The 25,063-nt window shown below is 64.4% G+C and carries 28 protein-coding genes and 2 pseudogenes; 2 read left to right on the plus strand and 28 right to left on the minus strand.

Annotated elements, in window-relative coordinates; translation table 11 throughout:
* The 7 genes from SPYCW_RS18190 to SPYCW_RS18220 all read right to left on the minus strand — a co-directional run bounded on the left by SPYCW_RS18190 (nt 1) and on the right by SPYCW_RS18220 (nt 4,944).
* Nucleotides 1–747: a hypothetical protein gene (locus tag SPYCW_RS18190; RefSeq protein WP_120217935.1), complete on the minus strand. Its 747-nt coding sequence runs from the start codon at nt 745–747 to the stop codon at nt 1–3.
* Nucleotides 748–834: 87 nt separating this feature from the next.
* Entirely contained in the window at nt 835–1,257 is a 423-nt protein-coding gene (locus tag SPYCW_RS18195; protein WP_120217936.1) for a type II toxin-antitoxin system VapC family toxin, read from the minus strand.
* The gene (locus SPYCW_RS18200; protein ID WP_120217937.1) at nt 1,254–1,499 is read right to left on the minus strand and encodes a FitA-like ribbon-helix-helix domain-containing protein; all 246 of its coding nucleotides are present in this window, start codon (nt 1,497–1,499) and stop codon (nt 1,254–1,256) included. The genes SPYCW_RS18195 and SPYCW_RS18200 overlap by 4 nt, the downstream gene beginning before the upstream one ends.
* A gap of 62 nt (nt 1,500–1,561) precedes the next feature.
* A complete protein-coding gene (locus tag SPYCW_RS18205; protein ID WP_120217938.1) occupies nt 1,562–1,936 on the minus strand; it encodes a DUF6915 family protein in 375 nt (124 codons plus the stop codon).
* A 10-nt stretch (nt 1,937–1,946) separates the two neighbouring features.
* Nucleotides 1,947–2,420, minus strand: a complete 474-nt coding sequence (locus SPYCW_RS18210) for a DUF6878 family protein (protein ID WP_120217939.1) — start codon at nt 2,418–2,420, stop codon at nt 1,947–1,949.
* Nucleotides 2,421–2,503: 83 nt separating this feature from the next.
* A complete protein-coding gene (locus SPYCW_RS18215) occupies nt 2,504–2,647 on the minus strand; it encodes a hypothetical protein (RefSeq protein WP_232014766.1) in 144 nt (47 codons plus the stop codon).
* Nucleotides 2,648–2,799: 152 nt separating this feature from the next.
* Nucleotides 2,800–4,944 (minus strand): ParB/RepB/Spo0J family partition protein, encoded by a 2,145-nt coding sequence (locus SPYCW_RS18220; protein ID WP_120217941.1) that lies wholly within the window; start codon nt 4,942–4,944, stop codon nt 2,800–2,802.
* A 109-nt stretch (nt 4,945–5,053) separates the two neighbouring features.
* Here SPYCW_RS18220 and SPYCW_RS18225 point away from each other — a divergent pair, with 109 nt between their 5' ends.
* On the plus strand, nt 5,054–5,317 hold the full coding sequence (locus SPYCW_RS18225; protein ID WP_232014767.1) for a DUF6771 family protein: 264 nt from the start codon (nt 5,054–5,056) through the stop codon (nt 5,315–5,317).
* Here SPYCW_RS18225 and SPYCW_RS18230 read toward each other — a convergent pair.
* The 7 genes and pseudogenes from SPYCW_RS18230 to SPYCW_RS18260 form a co-directional block, all read right to left on the minus strand.
* A complete protein-coding gene (locus SPYCW_RS18230) occupies nt 5,301–5,546 on the minus strand; it encodes a hypothetical protein (protein WP_120217943.1) in 246 nt (81 codons plus the stop codon). The two genes, SPYCW_RS18225 and SPYCW_RS18230, sit on opposite strands and share 17 nt — an antisense overlap.
* 5 nt (nt 5,547–5,551) lie before the next feature.
* Entirely contained in the window at nt 5,552–6,394 is an 843-nt protein-coding gene (locus SPYCW_RS18235) for a hypothetical protein (RefSeq protein WP_145986018.1), read from the minus strand.
* Nucleotides 6,395–6,520: 126 nt separating this feature from the next.
* Nucleotides 6,521–6,775 (minus strand): annotated as a pseudogene (locus SPYCW_RS18240) (zincin-like metallopeptidase domain-containing protein); the annotation flags it as partial.
* A gap of 381 nt (nt 6,776–7,156) precedes the next feature.
* Nucleotides 7,157–8,506 (minus strand): dihydrolipoyl dehydrogenase family protein, encoded by a 1,350-nt coding sequence (locus tag SPYCW_RS18245; protein ID WP_016744716.1) that lies wholly within the window; start codon nt 8,504–8,506, stop codon nt 7,157–7,159.
* On the minus strand, nt 8,488–9,267 hold the full coding sequence (merB, locus tag SPYCW_RS18250) for an organomercurial lyase (RefSeq protein WP_021224338.1): 780 nt from the start codon (nt 9,265–9,267) through the stop codon (nt 8,488–8,490). The genes SPYCW_RS18245 and merB overlap by 19 nt, the downstream gene beginning before the upstream one ends.
* A 12-nt stretch (nt 9,268–9,279) precedes the next feature.
* Nucleotides 9,280–9,504, minus strand: coding sequence for a GDCCVxC domain-containing (seleno)protein (locus tag SPYCW_RS18255; protein WP_021224337.1), 225 nt, complete (start codon nt 9,502–9,504; stop codon nt 9,280–9,282).
* Nucleotides 9,497–9,856: a hypothetical protein gene (locus tag SPYCW_RS18260; RefSeq protein WP_021224336.1), complete on the minus strand. Its 360-nt coding sequence runs from the start codon at nt 9,854–9,856 to the stop codon at nt 9,497–9,499. The genes SPYCW_RS18255 and SPYCW_RS18260 overlap by 8 nt, the downstream gene beginning before the upstream one ends.
* Before the next feature lie 74 nt (nt 9,857–9,930).
* Here SPYCW_RS18260 and SPYCW_RS18265 point away from each other — a divergent pair, with 74 nt between their 5' ends.
* On the plus strand, nt 9,931–10,347 hold the full coding sequence (locus tag SPYCW_RS18265; RefSeq protein WP_016744720.1) for a MerR family transcriptional regulator: 417 nt from the start codon (nt 9,931–9,933) through the stop codon (nt 10,345–10,347).
* Nucleotides 10,348–10,350: 3 nt separating this feature from the next.
* Here the strand turns inward: SPYCW_RS18265 and SPYCW_RS18270 are convergent.
* The 14 genes and pseudogenes from SPYCW_RS18270 to SPYCW_RS18330 form a co-directional block, all read right to left on the minus strand.
* Nucleotides 10,351–10,779, minus strand: a pseudogene (locus SPYCW_RS18270) (zincin-like metallopeptidase domain-containing protein); the annotation flags it as partial.
* Nucleotides 10,780–10,980: 201 nt separating this feature from the next.
* Nucleotides 10,981–13,143, minus strand: a complete 2,163-nt coding sequence (locus tag SPYCW_RS18275; RefSeq protein WP_120217946.1) for an integrase — start codon at nt 13,141–13,143, stop codon at nt 10,981–10,983.
* Complete coding sequence (locus SPYCW_RS18280) at nt 13,140–14,927, minus strand: hypothetical protein (RefSeq protein WP_021224414.1); 1,788 nt, start codon at nt 14,925–14,927, stop codon at nt 13,140–13,142. The genes SPYCW_RS18275 and SPYCW_RS18280 overlap by 4 nt, the downstream gene beginning before the upstream one ends.
* Complete coding sequence (locus tag SPYCW_RS18285) at nt 14,924–16,273, minus strand: tyrosine-type recombinase/integrase (RefSeq protein WP_016744724.1); 1,350 nt, start codon at nt 16,271–16,273, stop codon at nt 14,924–14,926. The genes SPYCW_RS18280 and SPYCW_RS18285 overlap by 4 nt, the downstream gene beginning before the upstream one ends.
* A 156-nt stretch (nt 16,274–16,429) precedes the next feature.
* The gene (locus tag SPYCW_RS18290; RefSeq protein ID WP_120217947.1) at nt 16,430–17,197 is read right to left on the minus strand and encodes an ArdC family protein; all 768 of its coding nucleotides are present in this window, start codon (nt 17,195–17,197) and stop codon (nt 16,430–16,432) included.
* Between the two features lie 179 nt (nt 17,198–17,376).
* Nucleotides 17,377–17,508 (minus strand): hypothetical protein, encoded by a 132-nt coding sequence (locus SPYCW_RS19450; RefSeq protein WP_269461333.1) that lies wholly within the window; start codon nt 17,506–17,508, stop codon nt 17,377–17,379.
* A gap of 142 nt (nt 17,509–17,650) precedes the next feature.
* Complete coding sequence (locus SPYCW_RS18295) at nt 17,651–18,982, minus strand: PIN domain-containing protein (protein ID WP_120217948.1); 1,332 nt, start codon at nt 18,980–18,982, stop codon at nt 17,651–17,653.
* On the minus strand, nt 18,975–20,216 hold the full coding sequence (locus SPYCW_RS18300) for a toll/interleukin-1 receptor domain-containing protein (RefSeq protein ID WP_120217949.1): 1,242 nt from the start codon (nt 20,214–20,216) through the stop codon (nt 18,975–18,977). The genes SPYCW_RS18295 and SPYCW_RS18300 overlap by 8 nt, the downstream gene beginning before the upstream one ends.
* On the minus strand, nt 20,213–20,686 hold the full coding sequence (locus SPYCW_RS18305) for a hypothetical protein (RefSeq protein WP_232014768.1): 474 nt from the start codon (nt 20,684–20,686) through the stop codon (nt 20,213–20,215). Before SPYCW_RS18305 ends, SPYCW_RS18300 begins: the two co-directional genes overlap by 4 nt.
* A 154-nt stretch (nt 20,687–20,840) precedes the next feature.
* Nucleotides 20,841–22,085 carry a three-Cys-motif partner protein TcmP gene (locus tag SPYCW_RS18310; RefSeq protein ID WP_120217950.1) on the minus strand — a complete coding sequence of 415 codons (1,245 nt, stop codon included), beginning with the start codon at nt 22,083–22,085 and terminating at the stop codon, nt 20,841–20,843.
* Between the two features lie 20 nt (nt 22,086–22,105).
* Nucleotides 22,106–22,888: a DUF5131 family protein gene (locus SPYCW_RS18315; RefSeq protein WP_120217951.1), complete on the minus strand. Its 783-nt coding sequence runs from the start codon at nt 22,886–22,888 to the stop codon at nt 22,106–22,108.
* A gap of 87 nt (nt 22,889–22,975) precedes the next feature.
* A complete protein-coding gene (locus tag SPYCW_RS18320) occupies nt 22,976–23,299 on the minus strand; it encodes a helix-turn-helix domain-containing transcriptional regulator (RefSeq protein WP_120217952.1) in 324 nt (107 codons plus the stop codon).
* Nucleotides 23,300–23,303: 4 nt separating this feature from the next.
* Nucleotides 23,304–23,642 carry a type II toxin-antitoxin system RelE/ParE family toxin gene (locus SPYCW_RS18325; RefSeq protein ID WP_120217953.1) on the minus strand — a complete coding sequence of 113 codons (339 nt, stop codon included), beginning with the start codon at nt 23,640–23,642 and terminating at the stop codon, nt 23,304–23,306.
* Between the two features lie 59 nt (nt 23,643–23,701).
* Nucleotides 23,702–24,970: a tyrosine-type recombinase/integrase gene (locus tag SPYCW_RS18330; protein ID WP_120217954.1), complete on the minus strand. Its 1,269-nt coding sequence runs from the start codon at nt 24,968–24,970 to the stop codon at nt 23,702–23,704.
* Nucleotides 24,971–25,063 lie beyond the last annotated feature (93 nt).

A 25,063-nucleotide genomic window follows, 5' to 3' on the forward strand; every position in this document is an offset into this window, starting at 1 on the left:
TCAGGCGGGCGTGCCGCGCGCGATCCCGATGGCCGCCATGGCGGTGCTGAACTCGACGTTGCGGATTTGCTCGTCGAGATTGAGCTTGCCGATCGTCGCGACGCAGGCTTGGCGGATATGCGTGTCGCTGACCTCGATGGCAGCAGTATCGGTTCCGGCATAAGCCTTCTGGATATCCGTCAGCATCGAACGGACATCCTCCTCGGCGAGCATCAGAACGGGATGTCGGCCATGACCCGGTGCGCAGCCGAGTTCGCCATGTTCGGCCTTGTCGAGCAGCCGGCATTCCATCTCGTTGGTCGAGCTGGACAGGATATGATCGGCGGTCACCACGGTCACGCCGCCGCCAAAACCGTCCGGCCGCATCTTCGTGCAGGTCCAGGCCGATGTGATGGTGATGTGGTCAAGCTGGTCGCAGCGCCGCACGATCTGTTGGAAGATCGCAGCATCGCCCAGATCGGAAAGATCGAGTGCCAGCTCGGCTTCATCGGGGTCGGCTTCGGCCAGCTTCGTGCGGATCATCTCGACGATACGGCCCGATGGCATGGGCTCGTCCTCCAGCATCGCCCTCAAATCGGCAATGTCGAGCCAGACCATGTCTGATGGCCCTTCGCTCGAGTAGAAATAAATCGCGTCGCCATCGGATTCATGCTCGAATACGCCGGTGAGCAACGCATGTTCGAGGCGGGTGATCGCGCTGGCCGGAATGCTCGGCCGCACGACGGTCGGGGAATGATAGTCTGCCATGAGAGGTCTCCTGAAACGCGAAAGCCCGGCTGACGCCGGGCTTCCAAGGATAAAAATGATGGGGGCGATGATCCGCGTGCGTTGAATTCAGCCATCGTCCCACGGATTGATCAGCTCGATCCCGCAATCCTCGAAATCGCGGACATTGCGAGTCGCTGCGGCTGCGCCATAAGCGCGAGTGATCGCTGCGATCTGGGCATCGAATTGACTGATCGGCCTTCCCGCCTGTCGCCGGTCGGCCGCGATGACAGCAAACCAACGGGCGGCATCTTCGTCGAAAGCAAGGATTCGGCCACCAAACTCTTGCGAAAACATCGCATGGGCCGCCGCCTGCAGATCGTCGCGGCGACGACCGTCAGGGAGAATGCCGATACCATAGAGGATTTCAGCCTGTGTCGTTGCCGTGATGAACAAGGACGTCAGCGGACGATGTCGAAGCCAATCGGCGATGCGCGGATCCGGTGAGGGCCGAAGGGCTTCCGAGATCACATTGGTGTCGAGGACGATCACGAAAAATCCACCGGCTCGCGCATCGGTTCACGCGGAACCTCGGTAAGATCGACACCACCAAGGGGACCGAAATGCTCGCGGATGGCATCGAACAGATTGTTGGGACGAGGCGTGCTTGTGGACAAGGCTGCTCGCAAAATGTCGCGTGCTTCTTCCTCCATGGAACGGCCATGTTCGGCGGCGCGGATTCGAAGCCGTGTCTTTAACGCTTCGTCGATATTGCGAATGGTCATGCTGGCCATGACGGATCTCCTTTCAAGGAAAATTAATCATTGATTGCCAGGAAATCAATGATTGCAGATAGTCATGCAGTGTCGCTGCGAGACTCGGCAAATGGATCAACCAGCCGGTGGATCGCTTGTGCGCGACCCATCCAAGGCTCGGGACGGATGCAGCGCACCCAGTCCGCGAAGCTAGGGATGAACCCCAGATCCTCGCGAACATGCTGCTCGCCGATCAGGCGAACGGGAACGACGCGCCCCGTCGAGACGGTGATCGTCGCGCCGAAGAAGCGCTCGAGCATGAAGATGCCCTCGGCGTGATGACGCAGCGCGCGGTGCCGGAAATCCGCGGTGATCGCTTTAGATTCATCGAACCACTGGTGAAGCGGCAAATAATCGTCGGGCGCGCCACCCCATTTGCGGACCGAGGAGAGCGCGTGGTGATAGCAATGTCCCATTGCCGCCTCCTCACCAGCTGTAAGAATGATGTTCGGACGAGGTGAACCGCTCGTTATAGTCGAGCGTGATCGTCCGGGCGGTCACGTCGAAGGTGAACTCACCATAGGCGCCGTCCGAATTCTCCCAGCCCGCATGCTTCTCGCGCAGAAGGTCGTAGGCGAGCGTTTCGAGCGCCAGTGCGGTGCTGTATCGGCATAGCTTCGGCTGCATTTCGCCATAGGGCAGGTCGAGATAGTCCACTTTGCCATCAGACAGCGACGCCTGTTCGTCGCCGACATAGGCTTGGATATCCTCGATCTGGCCACTGTCGCCTTCACCGTCGAAGATGACGACGACGCGCGTGATGTTCGCCGAGGCGAGGTGTGCGAACAGCCGCTGTTTGTTGTCGGGAACAAGTCTCGCGGCGGCGGCTTCCCACGCCGCGTATCGTTCCATGGTCTTGGCCATATCGATGGCGGGCTGGGGTGGGGTAGCGTCCGTCATTGCGGATCTCCTGAATGGCGAAAGCCCGGCGCGAGGACCGGGCTTTCGAGGATTGTGGGTAAAAGGTGGAATGGCGGTGTCGGTCAGTCCCGAAGGCCACCAGAGGCGATGTCGGCGATCCATTCGGCCGCCTCGTCGAAATCCGCGTCGTCGTCCTCGACTTGCCGCGCGAGGGCGATGGCGCCGGCGCGGCCAAGCTGCCCAAGCCGCTGGAGGGCAATCAGCAATGTGGGCGCCAATTCGTCGGGCGTCGCTGTATCGATTTGAGAAGTGCGCATCTTATGTCTCCAGAAAAGGCAAAAGGCCCGGCGCGGGTGCGCCGGGCCGGGTAGGTGAACCGGAGAAGGAGCGGGGCGACCGGAGCCGCCCCGACCGGTTGTCAGGCGGCCGCCGCGATGGTCTCCTCGTCGTCGCTGCCGGGATTTAGCGGCTGTTCCTCGTCGTCGAGGAACGCAGGCAACGCGGCCCCTTCGTCCTCTGCCGCCGGCTCGCCCGCGGCCGCGTCGAGCAACTCGGGCGTCCGCATCGGCTCGGGCAACCAACCGGCGTCTTCCAGCAGCCGCTCAGCCTCGTTCGCCATGTCGCCCTTCTTGAGATGATCGATCATCTCGGCGAACTTCGAGCCCTTGGCCTCCGCCACATCGGCGAGGATGCGCGGCTTGGTCACGCTGCGGAAATAGCCCTCGACGGTCGGACGCCAGCCCGCACCGACCAGGTCGAGCCCGACCGCCCGCGCAAGAACGTGGCTGTGCGCGACGCGCCGCTCGACGCTGTGCTTCGAGATGCGGCCGTTGTCATATTTGGGCACCACCTCCTGCTGCGCGTTGAGGGCCTGCGAGGCGCAATGGGCAAACAATGCGGCCTGTTCGGCGCCGTCGAACTGAAGCAGCGCGTCCCACAGGTCCTTGTCATCGTCCGGCAGACGGTCAGCCCAGCGCTTGTGGCGCTCGTCGATCGCCTTCGCCGGAGCGCTACTACGAAGGCCAGATGGCGCGAACCCGAACGATATCTTGTTCAGCGACACCTCCAGGCAGGATGCGCGGCTGTAGGTGTAGAAAGTGCCGAGCACGAACGCATGCAGCACCGCCGCGAAGGCCGTGGACGGGTTCTGTGCGAAGGCGTCCTGCAGGGCGAGCGTGCGCCAGGCGGTCAGTTCGGCGACAAGCCTGTCAGGCAGCGGCTTGAGGATTTCGCCATCCTCATCCTCGTCTCCACCCGACGCCGCATTGATCGAAACGACGTTCGAGACGGCCGGATCGGCCGCCGCAGCTCCGCCTTCATCGTCACCATCGGCACCGGGACCCGCGTCACCCTTACCGGTATCCGCCTCGATCACGGGCTCATCCTCAGGGCGGACATAGCCACGCTCGATGCAGAGCGACCCATCGGATTCGATCGACACGAACACGCCGGCCCGTGCCATCTCTTCCGGATCGAAGGTCACCGGCCGTTCGACCAGCGCGCCGATCTCGGTGTCGATGGCGGCAAAGCGTTCATGCACCTCATCGGGCACGTTCGGTTCCTCGGACCATTGCTCTTCGAGCGCTTCGGCTTCCGCTTCCAGTTCGGCGAGACGCGCATCCTCTTCCGGCGTCCGCGACACCGGCACGCCGTCGAGTTCGCGCAGATCATCGGTCACGCCCCAGGGCAGATCGACCGCGGTCGCGACCCACTTCCAGCCCTCGGCACCGATTTTCTCGCCCTCGGCCTGAAGCTTCTCGCTCACGAGCCGGTCGAGCAGCGTCGGATCGGTCAGCCAGCCGCCATCGTCATCCTCGAACAGGTCGCGCATGACATGACCGCCCGCCGCGACATAGGCATCGACCCCGACGAACCGCACTCGCCGATCGGCAACGCGGATCGTGTCTTCGGTCAGCTTGCCGCGGATATATGCGCCGGACCTGTTGTAGCTGTGGGCGAGCAATTCCCACACCTGTTCCTGGCGTTCATGATCGTCGGACACCGAGAAGGCCATGAGCTGTTCGAGCGTCATGCCATCCCCGGCATAGATCTCGTGCAGTTTGGGCGAGACCTTCGCGAGGCGGAGGCGCTGGTTGACCACCGCTGGCGTCACATTGAAATGCGCGGCGATGGACTCGATGTCCTGACCCTTGTCGACCATCGCCTGCATGCCGGTGAACTGGTCGAGCGGATGCAGCGGCTCGCGGAAGGTATTCTCAGCATAGCTGTCCTCTTCGGCCAGTACGACGTCATTGGCCGGTTTGACGACACAGGGGATCGGTGCGTCCTTCGCGAGGCGCTTCTGCTTCACCAGCCGCTCGAGCGCGCGGAACCGCCGGCCACCGGCCGGCACCTCGAACCGGCCGGTCTCCTGGCCCTCGCTATCGAGGATGGGCCGCACGTTGAGGCTCTGGAGCAGAGTGCGACGGACAATGTCCTCCGCCAGTTCGCCGATCGATACGCCGGCCTTCACGCGCCGGACATTGGACTGGGACAGGACCAGCTTGTCGAACGGAATGTCCCGCGAACCGCTGAGGACAAGCTTCTGAGCTGCTTTTGCCATGGGTAACATCTCCATGACGGGCTGCCGCGAGACTCTCTCTCGGCTCCAGGCCCGTCACGAAGCCCCGGCTTCCCTCTTCCTCTGGCGGCCTGCCGCAGGCAGGCCATGCGTGCTTGCCGACCTGACAATCACCGTTCGCCGCAAGCACCTTGCAACAAAGTTCTCTATTTGTTCTCATGCCGGCATGGAACGAATCGAACGACAGGAATTGTCCGCCATCTTGCTGGCAGCGCCCGGTTGGGCGCGCGTCGGTCTGACGATGCCGGACGAACGGATGCGCGAGCGCGCCGCCGATACGCTGGCGGCGGCGATCATCGAGAAGCTGGAAGGATCATCCCCGCCCGATATAAACCAGCTCAGGCTTCCGCTGTAGGTGAAGGCACAGGTTCGTGTGCCACATCGATCATGCCGCGCCGGACACCGAAGCGGTCGGAGAAAGTGACGACATTGGTATGGCCATCGCGGTCGACCTGCGTGAACCGCAACATGTCACCCTTGAGGATTTCGATTGTGACCGGCGGCAGCTCATCGCGCGGATCGTGGAAGGTCATGCGGTTCTTGGGCATCATTGCCTCCAGCGCGGCGACGATCAGCGCGATCACTTGTTTCAGGGATCAGGCCATTCCGTCTTCATCTCAAGTAGTCCGAGCATCCCCTGATAGCTCAGATCGGGGCGAATTTCACCTTCGTAACCCGCCTCACGCAGTTCGGATGCACGCTCATTTGCCTCGAAAGGCTGGAGCCTCGGATCGAAGCTGATCGATCGGAACAGCATATTGGGATCGATCCGCATCGCACGAACGTCGGGGACGGGCTGATCCTGAGACCATTCACGGCTAATCAGCATGAAACGGACCTCCTGCTCATGGGCAAAATAGTGCCGCTTCCATAGCAGGGACTCCGCTCGCCCTTGGACCGTCTGGAAGAAACCTGGACCGTGTTCGCCGTTGCACGCATTCACAATGCGCTGCCAGATCTCCTTGTCAGTGAGATATTCGACACCGCCCGCGACAACATGCGCATCGGCACCTTCGGCATGCCAGCCTTCCGACGCAGCGAGGAGATGCCGAACTGTCGTCGTGACGGTCACACCTTCATTCAGGCGGTCGGCGTTGCGTCGGTTCTCATCCAGCCGTACCCGTGAATAAGCGCGCAAAAGGGTGTCCGAACCCGGATTAAGCGACCAGCATTGTGCCCATGCCGGAGCCAGATAATCGGCAAGCTGGCGCTGGCCTTTCGCAGGTGTGAGGCCTCGACCGTCCAGCATGCAAAGTGAGGGGGCATCTTCCCTCGGGTCCTCCCAGATCCGTGGCCTGACCAGGGCCATTTCCTTGTTCTTGACCGCATCAAGGAGACGACCGAGTGGAAAAATCCGGCGCACCTCCTGATCCAGATTCTCGATCCGTGCAGCCAAGCTACAAGGATCACCGTTGATGGGTAGCAGCTTCATGGATTCTCCCCTCCAACATGCCCCGTAGCGCACAAGCATGAACAGCTTGCCTACATCGACCGGGCATAGGTCAGGGGCATCACCGATGCTTTTTGGGCCGTTCGCGCAGGTCTGGCGTCAGGAGGATCATGCTGCGATCCTCCTTTCCAGCGCCATTCCGCAATCGGGATCGGGGTCCGGATCGTCGTCATTGGCTGCAACCGCCGCATCGGGCCGGAACGCGAGCAGATAGTCGGCCGCCTTCGAGGCCGCACTGGCGGCACGCAGGATCGCGCGATTGTCCTCCCGGATGATCTCCAACCAGGAACCCAAATAGTCCGCGTGCCGGACGGTAGGCGTGATGCCGAGCGCCGCGCAGACGAAGGCGCCGGTCAATTCCGCGCAATATCCTGACAGTCCAGCCCAAAATGGCGGTTGGAAGGTGAAAACCATCGGTTGCCTCCAGCACTGCCCAAAAGCCCCATGGCCTCCCCCGAGGCGGGGGTGGGCGGCGAGAGCGACCGGAGAGGCCTGCTGAAGCGGCGGGCTGCACCCGCAGGGGCGAAATGAAATGGAGCAGCCCGGCGAAGCCGATGCTTGCAGCGCGCCGCGGCGGGCCTAGCAGGGAGCGCCGACCACTCCCGCATCGAGGGAGAGGCCAAAAAATCGGAGCCGCCGCGCAAGCGGCGTCCGCTTAATGGCGGGCGACAGCCCGCATCGACATGCATCGCGAAGCGGCCGATCGCGCGAGGGATCGGCCGCCATGGCAGTGGCGCTCGTGCGTTAAGTCAGCATGTAGCCGACGTCGGAGGCGCCGGTCGGATAGGCGAACATGGTGGAGCGAAGATCGGCCGCGGTGAGGCCGTGGCGGATTGCCAGACCGAAAACGTTGATTACCTCGTCGGCGTTCGGCCCCACGAGATGCGCGCCGAGGATGAGGTCCGTGTCCTCGTCGATCAGCAGCTTATGGCCGTAGACCGGCTCGGCGAGGCGGCGGGCGGTGAACCAGTCTGGCGTCGAGGCTGCGTTGACCCGGAGCGCGACGCCGCCGCGGCGCGCCGCCTCCTCTGACAGTCCGACGGCGGCGATCGGCGGCAGAGTGAAGGCCACGCTCGGCACGCCGCGATAGTCCGGCTGGTGCGTCGGGCCATCCAGGAGGTTGGCGGCAACTACCTTGGCATCGTGGCTGGACACCGGCGTCAGCCGCGGCCCGACTCCGGCAGCGTCGCCGGCGGCATAGACCCGCGGGTTGGAAATGCTCCGCAGATGCGCGTCGAGCTGCAGGCGCCCGTCCTGCACGGCCACCTCGCCGGCGGACAGGTCGAGCGCCTTGAGGTCAGGACCGCGCCCGGCGGCATGAACGACGAGATCGGCGGCGACGCTGAGATCAGGCTCGCCCTGGCGCTCGGCGTGGACCAGCAGACCGCTCCCGCTGCGCTCGACCCGGGTAACGGTGGCACCGGTCTCGACGCGGATGCCGAGCGCCTCGAACCGGGGCGTCAGCCAGCCCACCAGGTCGGGATCGAAGTGCGGCAGGAGCCGCTCGGCCCGCTGTAGGATGGTGACCTCTGCGCCCGCTCGGGCCGCCAGATGCGAGAACTCCGCAGCGACATAGCCGCCGCCGATCAGCACGATCCGGCGCGGCAGGGCCTGAAGCTCCAGGAACGCATCGCTTGTGCTCACCAGATCTTCGCCCGGAATGCCGAGCGGGACTGGACGCGCGCCGCTGGCGATCAGGATATGGCGGGCCCGCAATGTCCGGCCTTCCACCACGATCGTGTCTGGGCCGGCAAAGCGAGCAACACCGTGTAATGCGTCGACACCGAGCTCGGCGTAGCGGTGCGCCTGCTTGGCGGGGATCGGATCGGTGAAGGTCCGCTTGAACGCCATCAGGTCGGGCCAGTCGATCGCCAGCGTGCCGTCGACGCCATGTCTGGCCATGCGCCTTGCCGCGTCGATCGCTTCCTCGCCGCTGACCAGCATCCTCTTGGGATCGCAGCCACGCAGCGCACAGGTGCCGCCGAACGGACGGTGATCGATGACGGCGACGGACCATCCAGCGGCACGGACCCGGCCGACCGCGACCTGCGCTGCCGTGCCACTGCCGATGACGATCAGGTCGTAGGAAGCCATGGTCGCATCTCCATCCGCATCGGCGCAAAAATCGCGCGCCCAACCTCGAGCGCTTCGGCCAGGCACAGACGAATGCCGTCATCGGCTCCGACCGGACCGCTCGCGCACCAGGCCGCCAGATGATCGTCATCGCAGAAGAAGGCCTGCAAGGTGCAGAGCGACGATGCCGCGCAGCCACTGGCATAGCGACGGCCGGACCAGACGACGATCGCGCCCGGCTCAACCTCTTCCAGCTCGCGGCCGCGGCTGGGGGTATGGATGGCGAGCGTGCGCCGGCACTGGCGGCAGGCCGAGCGGATCATGCAGTCCCGCTCCAGCATGGCGCCGATCCCCAACGCGTCGATGGCGCACATGGCGCTCATGGTCACTCCGCTGACTTCGACTTGATGTTCGCTGGGGCCGTCGGTGAACGGATAGGCGCCGGTCACCCGGCCCGCGCCGTCGAGGACCACGAGATCGCGCCCGGCGAGCCGCTGCAGGGCCGAGCCGACCTCGCCGGAGGGGAGTCCCGATGCGGCGGCGATCTGTGCCGGCACCGGCGAGCGACCATCGGCAGCATAGGCTTGAAGCACGGCGCGCCGGACCCGCTCCTCGACGCCGTCCATCCCGCGCCACTTCGAACCGATGAACGCCGCGAACAGTGCCGTCAGGGCTGCGCGGGCGCTGGGTGTTGTGACTGCGCTCCAGTCCGGGACAACGGCACCGCCGGGAAATGTAACCGTCGATCCAAAGGCGGCTTCAGCGGATGATGCGCGCGCCATCGCCCGCCCTCCTCAGCCGCAGCACGCCTTGCCGCCGCTCTCCTGGATCGGCGGACAGGGCACGTCGCCGTAGGAGCAATAGACGCAGCAATCGCCCGGCTTGGGCTTGAGGACCGCGCCGCAACCCCGGCAGTCGTAGAAATACTGGCAGGCATTGGTCGGCATGGTCTCCGTCGCCCGATGACCGCAGTGGGGACAGGTCAGCGTCGAGCGCAGCTCGGGGGTGGCATCAGACATAGCGATAGCCTGCCCAGAGCAGGGCCGCACCGAGCAGCAATCCGATGAGCGTGAGAACACGCATCCAGCGCGGCGTGCATATGCCGCCCGGCCCACAGCGCGCCGCCGTAACTTGCTGGCGCAACAGCAGCGCCGCGCCGGCAAGCAGGCACAATGCGCCAATGAGGAGAAGCGGCGTGCGATACGGCGCGGCGACAATGGCCACGCCGCCGAGCCAAGCTGCGCCGATCCCGGCGGATGCGAAGAGGATCGGCAGCGCACAGCAGGCGGCGACGCCGAACGCCGCAGCGATCCCCGCCAGCGTGAGCGTGGCGGTGCCGATCCCCTTAGGCGGGCTTGGCGTCTGGGTCACGGGCGACTCCTTGTGGCGGGCATTGAGCTGTCCTAACATCTGTAGCGACTACAGACTCAAGAGGTATTTTGGGGATGGCCGCAACCGGCGCGATCCAGATCGGCGAACTCTCACGCCGCACCGGATGCAACATCGAGACGATCCGCTATTACGAGCGGATCGGGCTGCTGCCCGCTCCGCCGCGGCGGGGCCGCTACCGCAGCTATGGCCGGGAGGACGTGGCTCGCCTGGGCTTCGTGCGCCGCGCGAGGGAGCTGGGCTTTACCCTGGACGAGGTACGCGCCTTGCTCGGACTCGCGGTTGGCGGTCAGGCCTCCTGCGCCGAGGTGCGCGAGCTCGCGGCGTCGCACCTGAAGGACGTACGCGCGCGGATCGCGGACCTCAAGCGGATGGAACGGGTTCTGGCCGACTCGGTGCGCGCCTGCGATGCCGGTCGGGATCCGGGCTGTCCGCTGCTCGACACACTTGGCGCCGAAGTGCGGGTCGCGTGAGCATTACGGCTGTCGGGCGTGCATCCAGTCGGCTGCCGCCTGCGCCTTGCTCGCCGCGGTGAAGATCGCCCGAGGCTCGTCCTTGAGCAGTTGCAGCCAGGAGGCGATGTAGGCCGCATGATCGGGTCGCGGTTCGTGCGCGATCCCGAGATCGGCAAGCAGGAACGATGCGGTCAGCTCGGCGGTTGCTTCCTCCATCGCGAGCGCGTGCCTGGTCCACTTGGCGCTGAAATCCCGGTCGAGCCGATGGACTGCGCCACTGGCATGAGCCGCTTCGTGAATGTGGGTGGCATAGAAGCCGTGGGCGTCGTGGAAGGCGCTGAAATCCGGCAAGTGGATGCGGTCTTCGGCGATGTGATAATAGGCACTGGCCGAGCCGTAGACGGTATCGATGCCGAGCGCGGCGATGAAGGCTTCGGCGGCGGCGACGCGCGCATAGACGTCTGAGCGTGGTGAGGCTGACATGATCTGTTCTCCGTTCTCGCGCCGGGGACCATCCCCGGCGGCGGAGGCCCGTTCGCGCCGGGCACAGGGGGCTCGCGCACCCGTCAGGGCCGCAGCGAAGCGGAGGACGGCGAAGCCGTTGCGCGGGTGCGCCGACCGGCGCAGGACTCCGCCAACAGCCGGGGTGGTCTACGGCGCGGGAGGGTCGATCCCGGCAATCACCGCGGTCAGGCGGTCAAGCTCGCCCTCAAGCGCGCGGCGCTGGAGATCGGACATGCGCCGTTCGCGTAAATGCGCCCTGGCATCATCGGCCGCGCGCTCCCACGCCGGCCTGTGGCGGGCGGTGATACAGGCGTTGGGGCAGCGGGTCGGCTCGCACAGAGCGGTGAGCGGCTGCCTGGGATCGGGGGTCGTCACGCGCTTGAGGCAGAGCGCGGTCGCGGGATCGAAGAAGCAATCCGCGAGCAGACCGACGTGGAAGGTGCGCGCGACGCTGGCGAGCATGACGCGCAGGCGGGCCCGATCGGCGATCATGGCGGGCAGTGGCCCGAGCTTAACGGCGGCATCGTCGAGGGTCCGCGCGATGCGTGGTCCCGCCGGTCCGCCGAGTGATGCGCCGCCCTGCCGCCGGTCGAAATAGTCCAGCAGATCGTCAATCTGACCGAGCCGGCGCTGCGCCTCGACCTCTGCGCGAAACCCCGATCCACTGGTCCCGGCATAGCCCTCGAAAGCGGCGACCGAGGCATGCTTGTACTGGATCATGCCGGCGATGGTGCCGAACGGACGGTTGGCGATGTGCCACGCGATGGTGCGCCGGAACTGCCGCGTCGTGATGCGCCACGGCTTGCCATCGGGGCCGGGTGGGATGACCGGCGCATCGGGGCTGCCGAAGACGGTGTTGAGGTGGTCGCGGAAGGCGTTGAGCTGGCGGACCACCTCGCTCGACAGATGCGTCTTGGTGACAGCGCGGGGACGAAGCACCGGCCAGAGCGTGTCGCTTCCAGTCTTCCGTGCCGCGTGTTCCGACAGCCGTTCGAGCACCGTGATCGCCTCGGCCACCGGTTCGATCGTCACCCAGCTCGCCGACTCACCGGCGCTCGATCGGCGCTTGTAGAGGGTCGATCGGACGCGTTGCCGCTCGATCAGGCCGTCTTCGCTGCGCGCGATCGAGAGGCAGCCGCGCCGCATCGCCTGGACCTCGCAGTCGCGCATGCCGGTCAGATAGGCGCATACGATATAGGCGGCGGCCTGCAGCATCCGCTCCTCGATCGCTAGGGTCTTCACGTCGAAGCGGGCACGCCATGGCCGACCTCTCTCGGGAGCGATCGAGATCGGCGTGTCCATGCCGCCGACCTCGGTACCAAGCGATGCAACCGCTTCGCGAATGACATCCGGTGCGCCGGTAGTGAGCATGAGATGCATGGCCGGCTCGGCGACGGCATCGATGCCGGCATGCAAATGGAGGAGATGGGCGTTGATCGGCGGGGTTGCATCCCCGGTGAGGGGATCGATGCGCGTGGCGCCGTTGTGTGCCGTCGTCCAGATGGGCACGCCGCGTCCTTGCCGGGCTCGGCGCGCGAGATAGCGCTCGAGGCGCGCGCGCTGCCGCAGGCGGCGCTCTGCATCAGGCAGTCCGCGTTCGGCGGCGAGCAGCCGAGCGCGGACTGCCTCGAGCCGATCGAGCGCGACCCGAGCCGCCAGAATATCGGTCGCGAAGGTCGTGACATAGCGCAGCGACCAGGCGAGCAGCGGCGTGACAATCTCCTCCGGCATGCGTGGGGTGCGGTTCTCGCGCACATGCCGATATCCGGCGACGCGCGCAGCCGCTTGCCCGGCCCACGGCTCGAACCCGAGACCGCCTCCAGGCAGGTGATCCCGGAGATGGTAGAGATCGGTGACCACCTGCAAGAGCTGGCCGACGATGACGGGGCGCCGCGCTGAATCATCCCGCAGGTGGCGCGCATAAGCGTCGATCAGCGCCTGATCGATGCGGCCCAGGTCGAGCCGCCCAAGCCGCTCGCGCGCGAAGGCGAAGAACCGGCGAGCCCGGTTGAATGCCTGTCGGATGCTGGCGGGCGGCAGCTTCGGGTGGTAGCCGGGAAGACCGACGTTGAGGCGGGCGTAGAGATAGGCGCGCATTGCCGCCTGCACATCGGCATGTTCGAGCACGTCGAAATGCACGGTGACGTGGCAGCGCCGAGCGTTCTCGCGGAAGACGGCGGGACCGAGATCCCAGGTCGGGTCGCCGACGTGCGACAGCTCCTCGCGGGCATGGCCCGCCTTGAGCGGCGCGCTCGCCAGCACAGGGCGATCGTCGAACGCGGGCACGAGGGCATGGACGGGCGTGGTCATGCGCGTGCCTCCGGCGGCAGATAGAGCCGTTCGCTCCCCATCTGCCGGCGCGCTTCGGCGATAACGGCATCGGAGAAGACCGGCAGGACCTGGACCGTGATCCGGGTGTGGACGCGGCCGAACTTGGCGGCCCAGTCGCTCGCCGGCAGGCTGCATCGCTGCTCTTCGACGAACGCGAGAAAGGCGAGGATCGCGGGGAGCTTGCGCGCGGTGATGACGGCGTTGGGACAATCGAGGCAGCCCCAGAAGGGCTGCGCGCAGGGCGAACCGGGCTCGGCGAAAGGACTGCTATGGAAGCCCGCGCAGGCGGCGAGCCAGACATCCTGTTCGCCGTCGAGCACCGGACCCACCGTATCAGCCGACATCAGCGACGCGACCTGTTCGGGCGCTTCGCGCAGCGCCTGCTCGGCGGTGGGTGGAAGCACGGTCGGCATCGCCGCAGCGACCGCTGCGCGGAAGGCATCGGCGACGGCCGCCTCGTGCAACGGCCGGAGCGACGGCAGATCGGCATAGTGGCGCGCCGCGACCTCGCGGGTGTGACCGACCGCGAAGCGGGCCATATGCCCCTCGGTCTTGGTGTACCATAGCGCCTTGTGGGTCTTGCGCAGCCGGGAAAGCAGCAGATGGAGCGGCTTCCCATCATCGCCGGCGATACCATGGCGACGAGCCCAGGCGGCGAGTTGGAACTTGGGATCGACGATGCCGGCGCGAAGGCCGCCAACGTTGTGATAGAGCCAGAGGCAATCGTCGGTCAGATGCTCGCGTGCGACGGCGGTGACGTCGATCAGGCGACGCATGAGGCCGCCGGGTGTGCCGCTACCACCATCGCGGACCCGCATGCTCTTGTGCTCGGCACCGCGGGCGCGGCGCTTCAGATAGCGTAGCTCCACCGTGCCGGCATGCGGGTTGGTGAGACAATCCACGGTCAGCGTCTTCAGGCACTCCGGCTCGAGGCCGGTATCGAGCGTGAGCAGCACGAGCAGCGCCGGCAGATCGCGCGCGAGCAGATGATGGCGGCCATGCAGGTCGTCGATGAGCGTGCTGATCGGCAATCCGCGCCGCATGCGCATGAAATAGAGGCGCTTCAGCGCGGGCTGGTCTGCGACGATAAAGCCCTGCCGCGCGATGATCGCTTCGACATCGGCGCGCGCCCTGGCGACGACAGGGTCGCCCTCATCAGTGCGGTCGTCGGCGCCGAGGCGGCGAAGCATCGCTTCGATATCGGCCCTCGCGGCGTCGCGCAGCGCGCGGGCGACGAAGGGGCTATAGGCATCGCGCGGGGTCGAGCGGCCCGCCGAAGTGGCCAGCGTGTAGCGCAGCCGCTCATGCAGGTCGGGCGCGATCCGATCGGGCCGGTCTGCCTCGATCGCGCGCAGCGTGTTGATGACCTTGCCGACCGTTATGTGCCGGTGGATCGCGCCCATCCCACGCCGTTCGAGCGCGGACGCAAAGCCATCGATATGGACTGCGCGCAGGTCGTTGACGCCGGTCACCTCCGGCGCATCATCGCCAAGCCAGGCGAAGAAGTGGCGATAGACCTGAACATACTGCTTGATGACGCTGGCCGCACCGATGGGGCCGCCGAGCGCCGCCGATCGACGCAGCGCACCGGCGAAAGCGATGGCGAGTGGGCGAGGATCGAGCCCGGTCATATCGACTAGGACCGTTCCGCCATGCCGCGCCTCGATGGTGAACTTGAGGCCGAGCACAGGATCGGGCTGCGATCGCTCCGGCGTGATCGGCGCAAAGGCGACAGGCCGGCCCTTGCGGGGACGCCCGCTCATACGCCTTGCGGCCCCGGCAGTAACGCCAGCAGCCCCTCGACGGCCGCGTCCACCGTATCGGCGCGGGTCGCGATATGGTCGAGGTAGATATAGGTGGTGGTGAGGCTGGCGTGGCCAAGCAGGCGTTGCACCTGTTGCAGCGGGTCGCCCAGGATCAGCCGATAGCTCTCCACCGGCCCCACCGGCAATGCCGCTTCGCGCAGCCGCTGCTGGATCAGCAAGGCGAGCATATGGACTGCGAAGGCGTGGCGAAGCTGGTGCGGGCTGATCGACAGCGGGAAGCCGTTCTGTGCGCACCGCTTGCAGGCGCGGGTGAAGATCACCTCCCACGAGTTGGGGCGGACAGGCTGGCCGACCTCGGTCAGCCATAGCGCCGCCGGCTCGCGGGGCGTTCCATCCTCGTCGCACAGGATCAGGCGGCATCGTTCCTCCGGGGTGCAGATATCGCGCATGCGGTCGAGACCGGCGCGGGTGACAGGGATCGGTCGGTCGAAGCTGGCCGCACCGTCGCGCGCGGCGAACTTGGCCACGCCCGCGGCGCGCTCGACCGCGACATAGGCGGCGATCTGACGAAGCAGCCGGCGTGGGACCAGAACGCTGCGTCCGCGGTCGCCCTTGGTGAGCGGCGGCGGAAGGGGCAACCAAAGTTGTTGGACGTCACCGTCCTCGCGGTCGATCGCCGCGAGCTCGGCAGTGAGCAGGCCCGACGCCTCTTCGAGGCGCAGGCCGGTGGTGACGAGAAGATCGGCGAATAGCGCGTTGCGCAGCCCGTTGCGATCGCGAGCGCCGGGGCGCTCCGTGCCGTCAGGGGTGAGCCCGCGCAGGCCGAGCTCGCGGAAAATGCGGTAATCGTCCATCGTGACGAACCGGACGTCCGACCGCCTGGCGACGCGCTCATAGGCGTCGTTGCGCGCCGCGATCATGCCGCGACGGCCACCCTGCGCCGGTCGCCAAACGGCGCGGCGGCTGAACGGCGCGTCGGCGATCAGCCCTTGCTGCTCGCCCCAGCGGTAGAGGCGATCGAGGCTGGCGACGGCCCGGTTCCAGCTTGCCGCCGTGATCCGGTGATCGGCCTCGTCGCGGCGTCGCTCACGATGATAGGCGCCGACATCGTCGCGGGTCGCAGCCCACACGGTCTTGCCGCAGGCATCGAGAAAGCGAAGCCAGACCGCGACATCATAGGCGTAGGCGCGAAGCGAGTGCCGCGAACGGACCCCCGACAGCGGCAGGTCGAGAAAGAAGCGATCCAGATCGGGATGATAGAGCGCATCGCCACGCAGGATCAGCGGCACATGCGCATCGAGGCCCCTGGCCTCGCGCCGCTCGCAAACAGCAATGATCGACACCGGCGCGAAACCCTCCCCCCGGACCCCCCACCCGGAAACTGACCTCGCACCGTTGCGCCCTATGGCCCGGCAGCTATCAGGCTGGCCTCCGCCAGCTCTTGGGTCAGCGCTACGGCCAGCCTGATAACTGCCTACCGTGGGCGTCCATCGCCGACCTTACTGCAATGTTGCGGACGGCGCAGACTGTCCAGATAAGGCGACCAGTTCCTCCTTTCCGTACGCGACCGAGCCGAAGGCACCGGTCTGGTCGCGATTCAAGCGAGACGAGCCGCCCGCCCAGTGACCCAGCTCGTGAAAAGCCGTCCGGTGCCAGTTCACCGGATCATGGAAATCGTCGGGCCGTGGGACTTGCACATAGTCCTGGCGGGGCGAATAGAAGGCGGAAGGACCGCCGATACGGAAGTCGGCGCCGGTCGCCTCGATCAGCGCTTCGGCCTGCGGCGAGATCAGGCCCTCGGGGATCGGCGGCGGCGGTTCGCAGATATGCACGGGCAGATCCTCGCACTGCTCGACCGAGAAGACCGTGAACGATTTGAGGAAAGCTATGCCACTCGAAAGCTCGCGCCCCTCGACGTCGGCGCGGTGCCGTTCCTCCTTTGGAATGAACCGACGCGTGTAGATGACGCCGATGCCCCGTTCGCCGCGCCGGACATGACCGCCGAGCGCCAGCGCCTGTCGGAACGTCAAGAAGGCGTGGGATGCAAAGCCGCGCGAGACGATTGCGTCCCAGAGCGTGAGAATATTGATCCCACTGTAACGTCGTTCACTGACGGCATTATAGGGCATGCCGATACAAGCCCTTGGCGAACCCCAAGGCTGGACCCAGGGGACGCGGCCGGCCTCCAGTTCGGCGATGACCCGGTTGGTGATCTGTTTGTAGAGGTTCGCCCGCTCTCCAGCGGAACGGTGGCGTGCATGTGCCATTGCAGCTTCTCCGCGACGAGCCGGCGGCGAGCCGCTCTCGCCACACTCAACCCGTCACGGCCAATCGGCCGCACTCTCCCTCTGGCGGGGCGTTACGGGGCAGCAGCCCCGTTCGAAGGGGTCCGGGGAGACTCGCAAAGCGAGGCTCCCCGGTAGGGGAAGCCATTCCCCTCGCGACATCAATGCTGCAGGATCAGATCGAGCCGGAGGATCGCGGTCGCCACGGTGACGGCCGCCTGCGCGCCGAGGCCGTCGAACCAGGAGCGGGACGGGCAGGAGCCGTCATCGCGAACATAGTCCTCTACGATCAACTACGACACCGTTGGCAACATAGATGTTCGCATGTGTTCAGCGGCTCCAGTCGCGGCGGTTCTCGCTCGGCATCACCCCGATTGTTGACGGAGGTCCAACACATCGTTCAACTCCGAAATGCGGCGTGATCCGGATCGGGGTTTAATTCCGGACTTCTTCGCATTCGGGTTTGGGGATGACGACGAGCTTTTCCCATCGCTTGTCCGTCTCGTTGCAGGTGATCGACACCTGGATCTCGAAGGGTTTCATGTCCTCGCGCGAGGCAAACCGAACCAGCACCGGCTCCAGTTCGAACGCGCAATCATGCTTCAGCGTCTGGAGAAAATATTCGACGTGCCGTTTGTCCTGGGCGACCTGGGGCTCGCCTTCGAGCAGAGCATGTGCGGGCTGATGGGGCGAACCCAACGCTACAGCCCGGCCCATCGTGACTGCACGGCGATTTGGGTGTGGTTTGCTCGGTGGCTCGGGCTCTACGGGCTCATCCGGCGCGTCCTCGGCAGCCATGACCTCGACGTGCTTGGGAAAAGCCAGCAGGACGTCGATATTGGTTGCGGGCGATGATCCGCCATTCGCAAGCGTGAAAGCCAGTTCGATTGTGCGCGCCTCCTGTTCACCCCAGGCACCGTGCTTTGCGAGAAACGCCACATAGTCGCCAAAGAAGGTCTCGAGCTCGTCATTATAGCGATCGACCGGGCCGCGTTCATACACGCGGGGTCCGGGCTCTCGCCGTTCATCTGACGACATATATTCCTCGAACGTCATCGGAGGTAGCTCGGCGCGCATCGCGTCGACCGATGGTGGGGGCTCGATCGGCTCGGGGCCAACCGCAATTTTCTTCCCACCTCCGTCGAACTGGACCTCGAGCGTCGGACGACGATTGCGCTCGCGCTCAAGCTCCCGCTTCATCTGGCGAAGCTCGGCGCGTTCTTCGTCCACCGCGTCCGGCAGCCGCCAGGCCTTATCAGGGGCGAGGAAACGGATCGGCCGGCTGCGCAGCTTGAGCGCGAAGCCGCTATCGTCAGTGGCGATGGCGACATCATGACCAGTTCGCTGCGCCCAGGCGAGTGCACTCGCGATCAGATGATCGTCAGCGATCTCACGCGATAAACGCTGCTCCGCAAAATCGATGAGGGGCTCCTGATCATCGAAGAGCAGGGTAACACCATCCCGGAGTCTGATCGGATCATCTTCCGCGATCCGATCGCCAAGCCACGCAATCATGTCCTTCGCGCGCTGGCGCAATTTGGCGTTCGGATTGTGAACCTTGTTGCGCTCGAGTTCGCGCATCAGCACCGGCGTGATCACGATCGAGCAGGCTGAAGCGCCGGCCAGCTTGCACCAGTCGAGTTCCTCCACGCGGCGAAAGTGAAGGACAAGATTGGTGTCGATGAGAATATCCATCTGCGAATGGCACATGGCTGCTCCGGGCACATTCGCGCGCTGTTGGTCAGCGGCTCCGAGTTCGTCAGGCATTGTTGCGCGCAAATCTCAGGGTGCGGTCGGTGCGAATCAGATGCACGGCCCTCCAAGGCGCCGACGCCAGCGCAGTGCGCGCTTTGATCACGCCCGCCCGCAACAGATAGCAGATCGCGCTGTTGATTCTGCGCGGTTCCCATTCAAGTTCTTCGGCGAGGCTGGCGGTGTAGACGGCTCGATCGTCCCGCATGACCAGCTTGTTCGCCAGGGTCCGCGCATCTTCGGCCGGACTGAATGGCATATAGGCTTCGTCAAACTCGGCGAAGAGCGCGCAGTCCGCGGCTACATGACCCGGAAGCCGGCCCTCCCAAAGATAGCCGGCGTCTTTGAGGTCGAGCACACCAACCCTGGCATCGTCCAATCCTAGCCCCGTTTCTTCGGCGAGTTGCTCGATCGTCTTGATCGGATCGTGCGACATGGCGTGCGTACTGATCTCGACGAAATGGCGCCCGATGGCCAGTGCAGCCGGCGACCAGCCAGTGAGCCCGGTCGGTGCCGACTGCACATAGCGGGGCTTGGATCCCATCGCGGGCTTCCGGCTCACGCCGTGCAACCGGTCGGCCAACTCCTTGAGGTCATCCTCGTCGGTCGGATCGATCTTCAAACAAAGCATGGCCTGAAAGAAAGGCGAAAGCGCCTTGTGGTCGAGCCCGATCATGACCGGCACGAACCGGCTTTCGCCTCCGACCTGGCGGACCATCCCGACATCGATTTCTTTTGCGACCCAGGGTTTGGTGATCGATTTGGGTGTGAGAACGACGACAAAATGGGTCATCGCGTCCAGGCCTTCCTCCATCTTCTGCCGCAAGCTGTCGCCCGGCTCGATCTCCCATTCGTCGAACCAGACCTCGATGCCATTCCGTATCAGATATTCAGCAATGGGTCTGACGACCGGCTTGTCGTCGCTGGCATGCGCGAGATAAACCTTTGGATGCGGGGCACCGTCGGCGACATTCATGACTATAACTTCTCCTGCGCCGATCCCGAGCCGCTGTTCGAGCAGCCTCGCGAACGCTGGTGATCCCGTAGTTCGAAGTGCGACCCTGTTTCCCGGCAATCGATCGACGAAGACATCCGCATAGCGACCCGTCTCGGGATCGACGAGTGACGAGGCAGCCCCTCGCGCCTTTTCTTCGAGCGCGGTCATGCCGAGTTCGATTGCCTTTGCCCGGATATTTTCGCCGAACCGCTTGGCGTTGAATGGCCGTCCGTTGTGCGTGATCTTGATCATCGCGTATGACGCTGCACGTAGCGGCGCAGCTGAACGATGTCCTCGTCAGCCAGGAGGACGCCCATGGTCGGATATTCATTCTGGATCGACGCTCGCACGCGGCCTTCGGCGACGTTGGGGACCACGAGTGCGAATGCGGGATTGAACCGGCGGCGCTCCCAACCCACGGCCTGTTCGAGGTTGCGTGTGTTTCCGCCGAGCCTCGGATTGTCGATCAGCATGCGTGCGAGGACCACCGAGTCCTCGACTGGGTCCTGCCCTGTTATCGCTGCGTCGCAGGAGACAAAGAGGTCGACGGTCGTGCGAACGCGCGGAAGATGGGGGCCAATGACGTGCGACAGGGTGACGAGCCCTTCCGCCTCCAGTTCGGCCAGCGCGAGCGATATCGATTTGCGATCCTCGTCGGGAAAGGCCGTCAGCAGTTCATCGTCGAAGTGCCCGGGCAAACCATCGACGCAGCGTTCAGCCATATATCGGCCCATGTGTTGCGCCAGCGGGCTCAGATCATCGTGCAATTTCGTGTTCGTCTTTCCACCTTGGCGTGAAGAACGGACCTTTTTTTCCGAATCTTCGATTTCGATCCATAGCCACAAAGGAACGTAAAAGGAACATTGATCGAGCGGTCTATGCCGGATCGAAAAACATCGGGAAGAAACTGGTCTGCCGCTTGAGCTTCACCACATCGCCGACGGCGATGGCCCGGGCGCTGCGGCGTTCGCCGCCTGCCGGGGTCACGACCTCGAGGTCGGGATTGTCGATAATCGCTTGATGGATATCTTCGCTATGCGCTGGAGTGGCGTTGTAGATGCCTTCGTAAAATTCGCCGACGCCGATCACATTGCCCGATTCCGATATCAGCCGGGGGATGTCGATCAAAAGCCGGTCCCGCGCGCTCTCTCGCCCCGTAACGTCGAACAGGTATAGCAAGCCATCGTCGTGCCGCGGATCGTAAGACAGCATGTGCAGGCCGGCCCGGCCATAATGGGCCTGCTCGGAGCTGTTGGCGTGCAGCAGATTGTTATAGACCTGCCGTGCGCGATACGAGTTGGCGAAATGAATGAGCCAGTAGCGCCAGCCATCCGGATTGTTGATCGAGAAGGGGCTGACATAGGTCGCGCAGCCATTGAAGGAATCGAACACCAGCCGCTCGGCCGCGCCGAGCCAGTGCTGCTTGTTCATGCCTAGGGTTTGCGATTGGAGGTCGTTCACCGAAATGTCGAACGGCTGGAGCTGGCTGGCGAGCCTGGTGGGATCGGTCGTCTGCAGATAGGTGAGCAGCGTCTGGATCGCGAAGGTGTAGAAGATTTCGACCGACTGATAGGAGCGCATGATGTCGACGAGAGTCGCGCGCTGAACCTTGCTGTGGCCGCACTGGTCGAGATTGAACAGCACGTTGCGGTAACGCCCTTGTTCGAGCAGTTGCTTGATCTGCGGATAAGCTTCCTCGAAACTCTGGTTCAGATATTCCACGCGCAGATGCAGGCGCGGTACATTCGCCGCGATCTCCGCCTGCAACGGGGCCAGATTGGCTTTCAGCGTCTCGATCGCGTCGCGACTGTAATCATTGGGAATGAACAGGCATTCGATCTCGACCGGGCCAAGCCCTTGCGTCGCGCGATGCGTGTTGACGGCCTCGATCGCGCGCTTCAGTTCCTCCACGAAGATCAGCGGTGACCCGGACGTGCCGCAGCTATATTTCCCGCCGCCCGCGAACCCATCGACGATCGCCAGCCGGAATCTCTCCATCTGCGCGATCTGGCAGCGCACGCTCAGATAATTGAAGAAATATTCCCTGAGGATCTTGTGCTTGCGCCTGGAGTGATCCTCCAGAACCGCGCCTTCGGCCCACTGATATGGTTTTTCCGCCATTCCGCCCCCGTTGCCGAACCTTACAGGCTTGCCGCGAAGGCGGTCGGCATATCGTCCCATGTCTGGCCGCGATATTCGCGACCATTGGCTTTTTTCGACCGGCGCTTGTTGTCCTTCCCCCAGGTGCCCCACTGCTTGAAGAAGAAGGCCGTCTCGAACGCCAAGCATTGATCGTGAATTTCGTCGATCCATTCTTCCCGGATGGGACGCGCGCTGCGGCCGCTTTCTCCGCCGACGATCGCCCAATGAATATCGGTCAGGTCGACGTCGCCAACCGATCCGATGAGCGGCTCGAACGAAATGAAGCGGATGGCGGCCGGCACGGCGCGCAGATGCTCGATGCGATCGACGACTTCCGCATCCTCAATGCTCGTCCCGAGCCAGACATTGGGCAGGACGTCATCGATCAACTCGGACACGATCTGCGCCATGCGCTCGGGGCGCTTTGTCAGGATCTGATAGTGATGGTGCGGCGTGTCGCGCATAACCTGCCAGACCTGGAGAATGAAGGCATCGCTGACCTGTTCATGGAACAGGTCGCTCATCGAGTTCACGAAGATCTTGCGCGGCTTGCGCCAGCGAAGGGGGATGGCCAGCGATGCCGGGTCTTCGCGAACAAGACCCTTCCAGATTGTCCGTCCGCCGCTCTTGCGGGTCAGCCCGTCATATTTATTGACCTTCATGGCTTCCAGGCGCCGCGCCATCTCCATGGCGTAGCAATGGGTGCAGCCCGCACTGACGATCGTGCAGCCGGCGACCGGATTCCATGTGGCGTCGGTCCATTCGATTTGCGTCTCAGCCATGCGACACCTGCAGCGACATTGCCTCTTGTTCAGATTTCGATACCGATTGTAGCCTGATGAGAACGCATAGGGAACAACTATGTGGCGTCATGCGGCCTCCACCGCATGCGCCTCGATCGCAACTCCGAGGCGCTTGCGTACGGCGCCGAAGATCGCGGCGAGATTGTCCATGCTGGGATTGCCCTTTTCGGACAGCATGCGGTGCAGGCTCTTGCTGGGCCGGTTGGTCTCGGCAGCAAGCGTTTCGAAGCCGACGGAGGCGTTCACCAGGTCGCGCAGGATCAGCCGCGCGACATGCGGTTCGCCGTTGAGGAACGCCGTCGCGGCTTCATCGAGCATCGCCTTTGCGAAGGCGGGCTCGCGCGCGGCGCGATCCTTCACCGTTTCCTTGAAATCCCGCGTCAGTACCATCTCGTTACCTCTTTGTTTTCTTTGCCGTCGCTTTCCGGCCCTTATACTCAGCCATCAGCATCGCCGCGCGATCGATGTCGGCCTGTTGCCGCTTCTTCGTTCCACCGACGAACAGGATGACCAGTTCATCGCCGTCACGGGTCAGATAGAGACGGTAGCCCGGTCCCCAATCGATCCGATATTCGCCCAGCCCGCCGCCGATCCATTTGACGCTGGACATATTGCCCAACTCCAATCGGACGATCGCGGTCGTCACCTTGGCCGCCGCTTGCACATCCAGACCGTCGAACCAGGATCGGAACGGGCATGTGTCGTCTTCGCGAACATATTCCTCGACGATCACTTACTGCTCCATTGGTAACATATATGTTTCTGCTTGCCCAGCGATTTGCGCACGGCGCATCAGGCCGCCAGCTGCAGCCGATCGGCCCGGCGCGCGCCAAGATCGAGCAGGCGGGCGATTTCGTCGGATGTTCGCTGGACCGCCAGCTTCAACGCCTCGTCGATGTGGATATAGTCCTGCGTCACATTCTGTGACGCATGTCCGAGCATCGCGCGGATCGTCAGCTCCGAGAAGCCGAGATCGCCGGCCACGCTGCCAAATGTATGGCGGAGCGTATGGGGCGTGACGCCCTTGATCCCGGCCAGCTTGCAGATCCGATCAAGGCAAGCGCTGACCGCCGTGAACGGACCGTCAGCGATCGCCGAGGGAAAGGCATGCGGATTGCCGACGATCAGCGGCTGCGCCTGGATGACCTTTATCGCCGCCAATCCAATGGCCCGGACCTGTGCATCGCCCTTGGTGTCGGGGAAGGCGACATATCCGGCCGGGGCGTTGAGCCAGGCCCGGTGCATCGCCTGCGCTTCCTCCCGACGGTATCCGGTCAGTAGCAGCGTCCGCAAAACCGCGAGTGCGACCGGATTCTCGCCGACCCGCTCGGCATAGGCCATGGCCTTGCCGATCATCACGATCTCGTCGACGCTGAGGCGACGGTTCTTCTTGTTTCCGGCGAGTTTCTTCGCGCCTTCCGTCGGATGCACGGCGAGCAAGCCCTTGTGCTTGGCATGGCCGATAATCGCTTGAATCGTCCCCACGCAGCCAGATGCGGCAGCGGGGCCGCCTGTCGCCCGGCCGCCCCGGCCACCTCCGCGCTCCTTTGCCGTCTTGCCGTTCTTCACATCGGTCTGCATCTGCTCGATGTCGGCGCGGGTCAGGTGCCGCACGATCCGCTTGCCGAGAAGCGGCTTGATGTGCGTCTTGATTCGGCTCTCGTCCTTGCTGAGCGAGGATGCCTTGATCGGCCGGTTCTTGCGGCCGAGGATGTTCCCGGCGCGCGCCTCGACCAGATACCAGTCGCACATCTCGGCGACACTCATGTCCTTTCGTGCATCATGCACCTCCTTGGCCGGGTCTTCGCCCTTGGCGACGGCTCCCAGCTTGATCTTTGCCTCGTCACGAGCCTGCTCGACCGTGAGCACCCCATAACGACCGAGGTTGAGGCGGCGCTTGATGCCTTCGACGTTGCGATACTGGACGATGAAGGTCTTGAGTCCGGACGGCAGCACGCGAACGCCGAAGCCCTTGATCTCGGTGTCCCACAGGACGGTCTGCTTCTCTGCGGGCGCCGCCAGGGCATCGACGGCACGCTTGGTGATTTTTGCAGTCGGCATCGTCGTCCTCCAGTTTGGAGACAAAGCGCGATGCAATCTGCTTTGTCTCCATATTGTCTCCAGGAATGGTCGTTTGGCGGCCAGCTATGGAAT

It is taken from the genome of Sphingopyxis sp. EG6 (assembly GCF_003609815.1).
Lineage (GTDB): Bacteria > Pseudomonadota > Alphaproteobacteria > Sphingomonadales > Sphingomonadaceae > Sphingopyxis.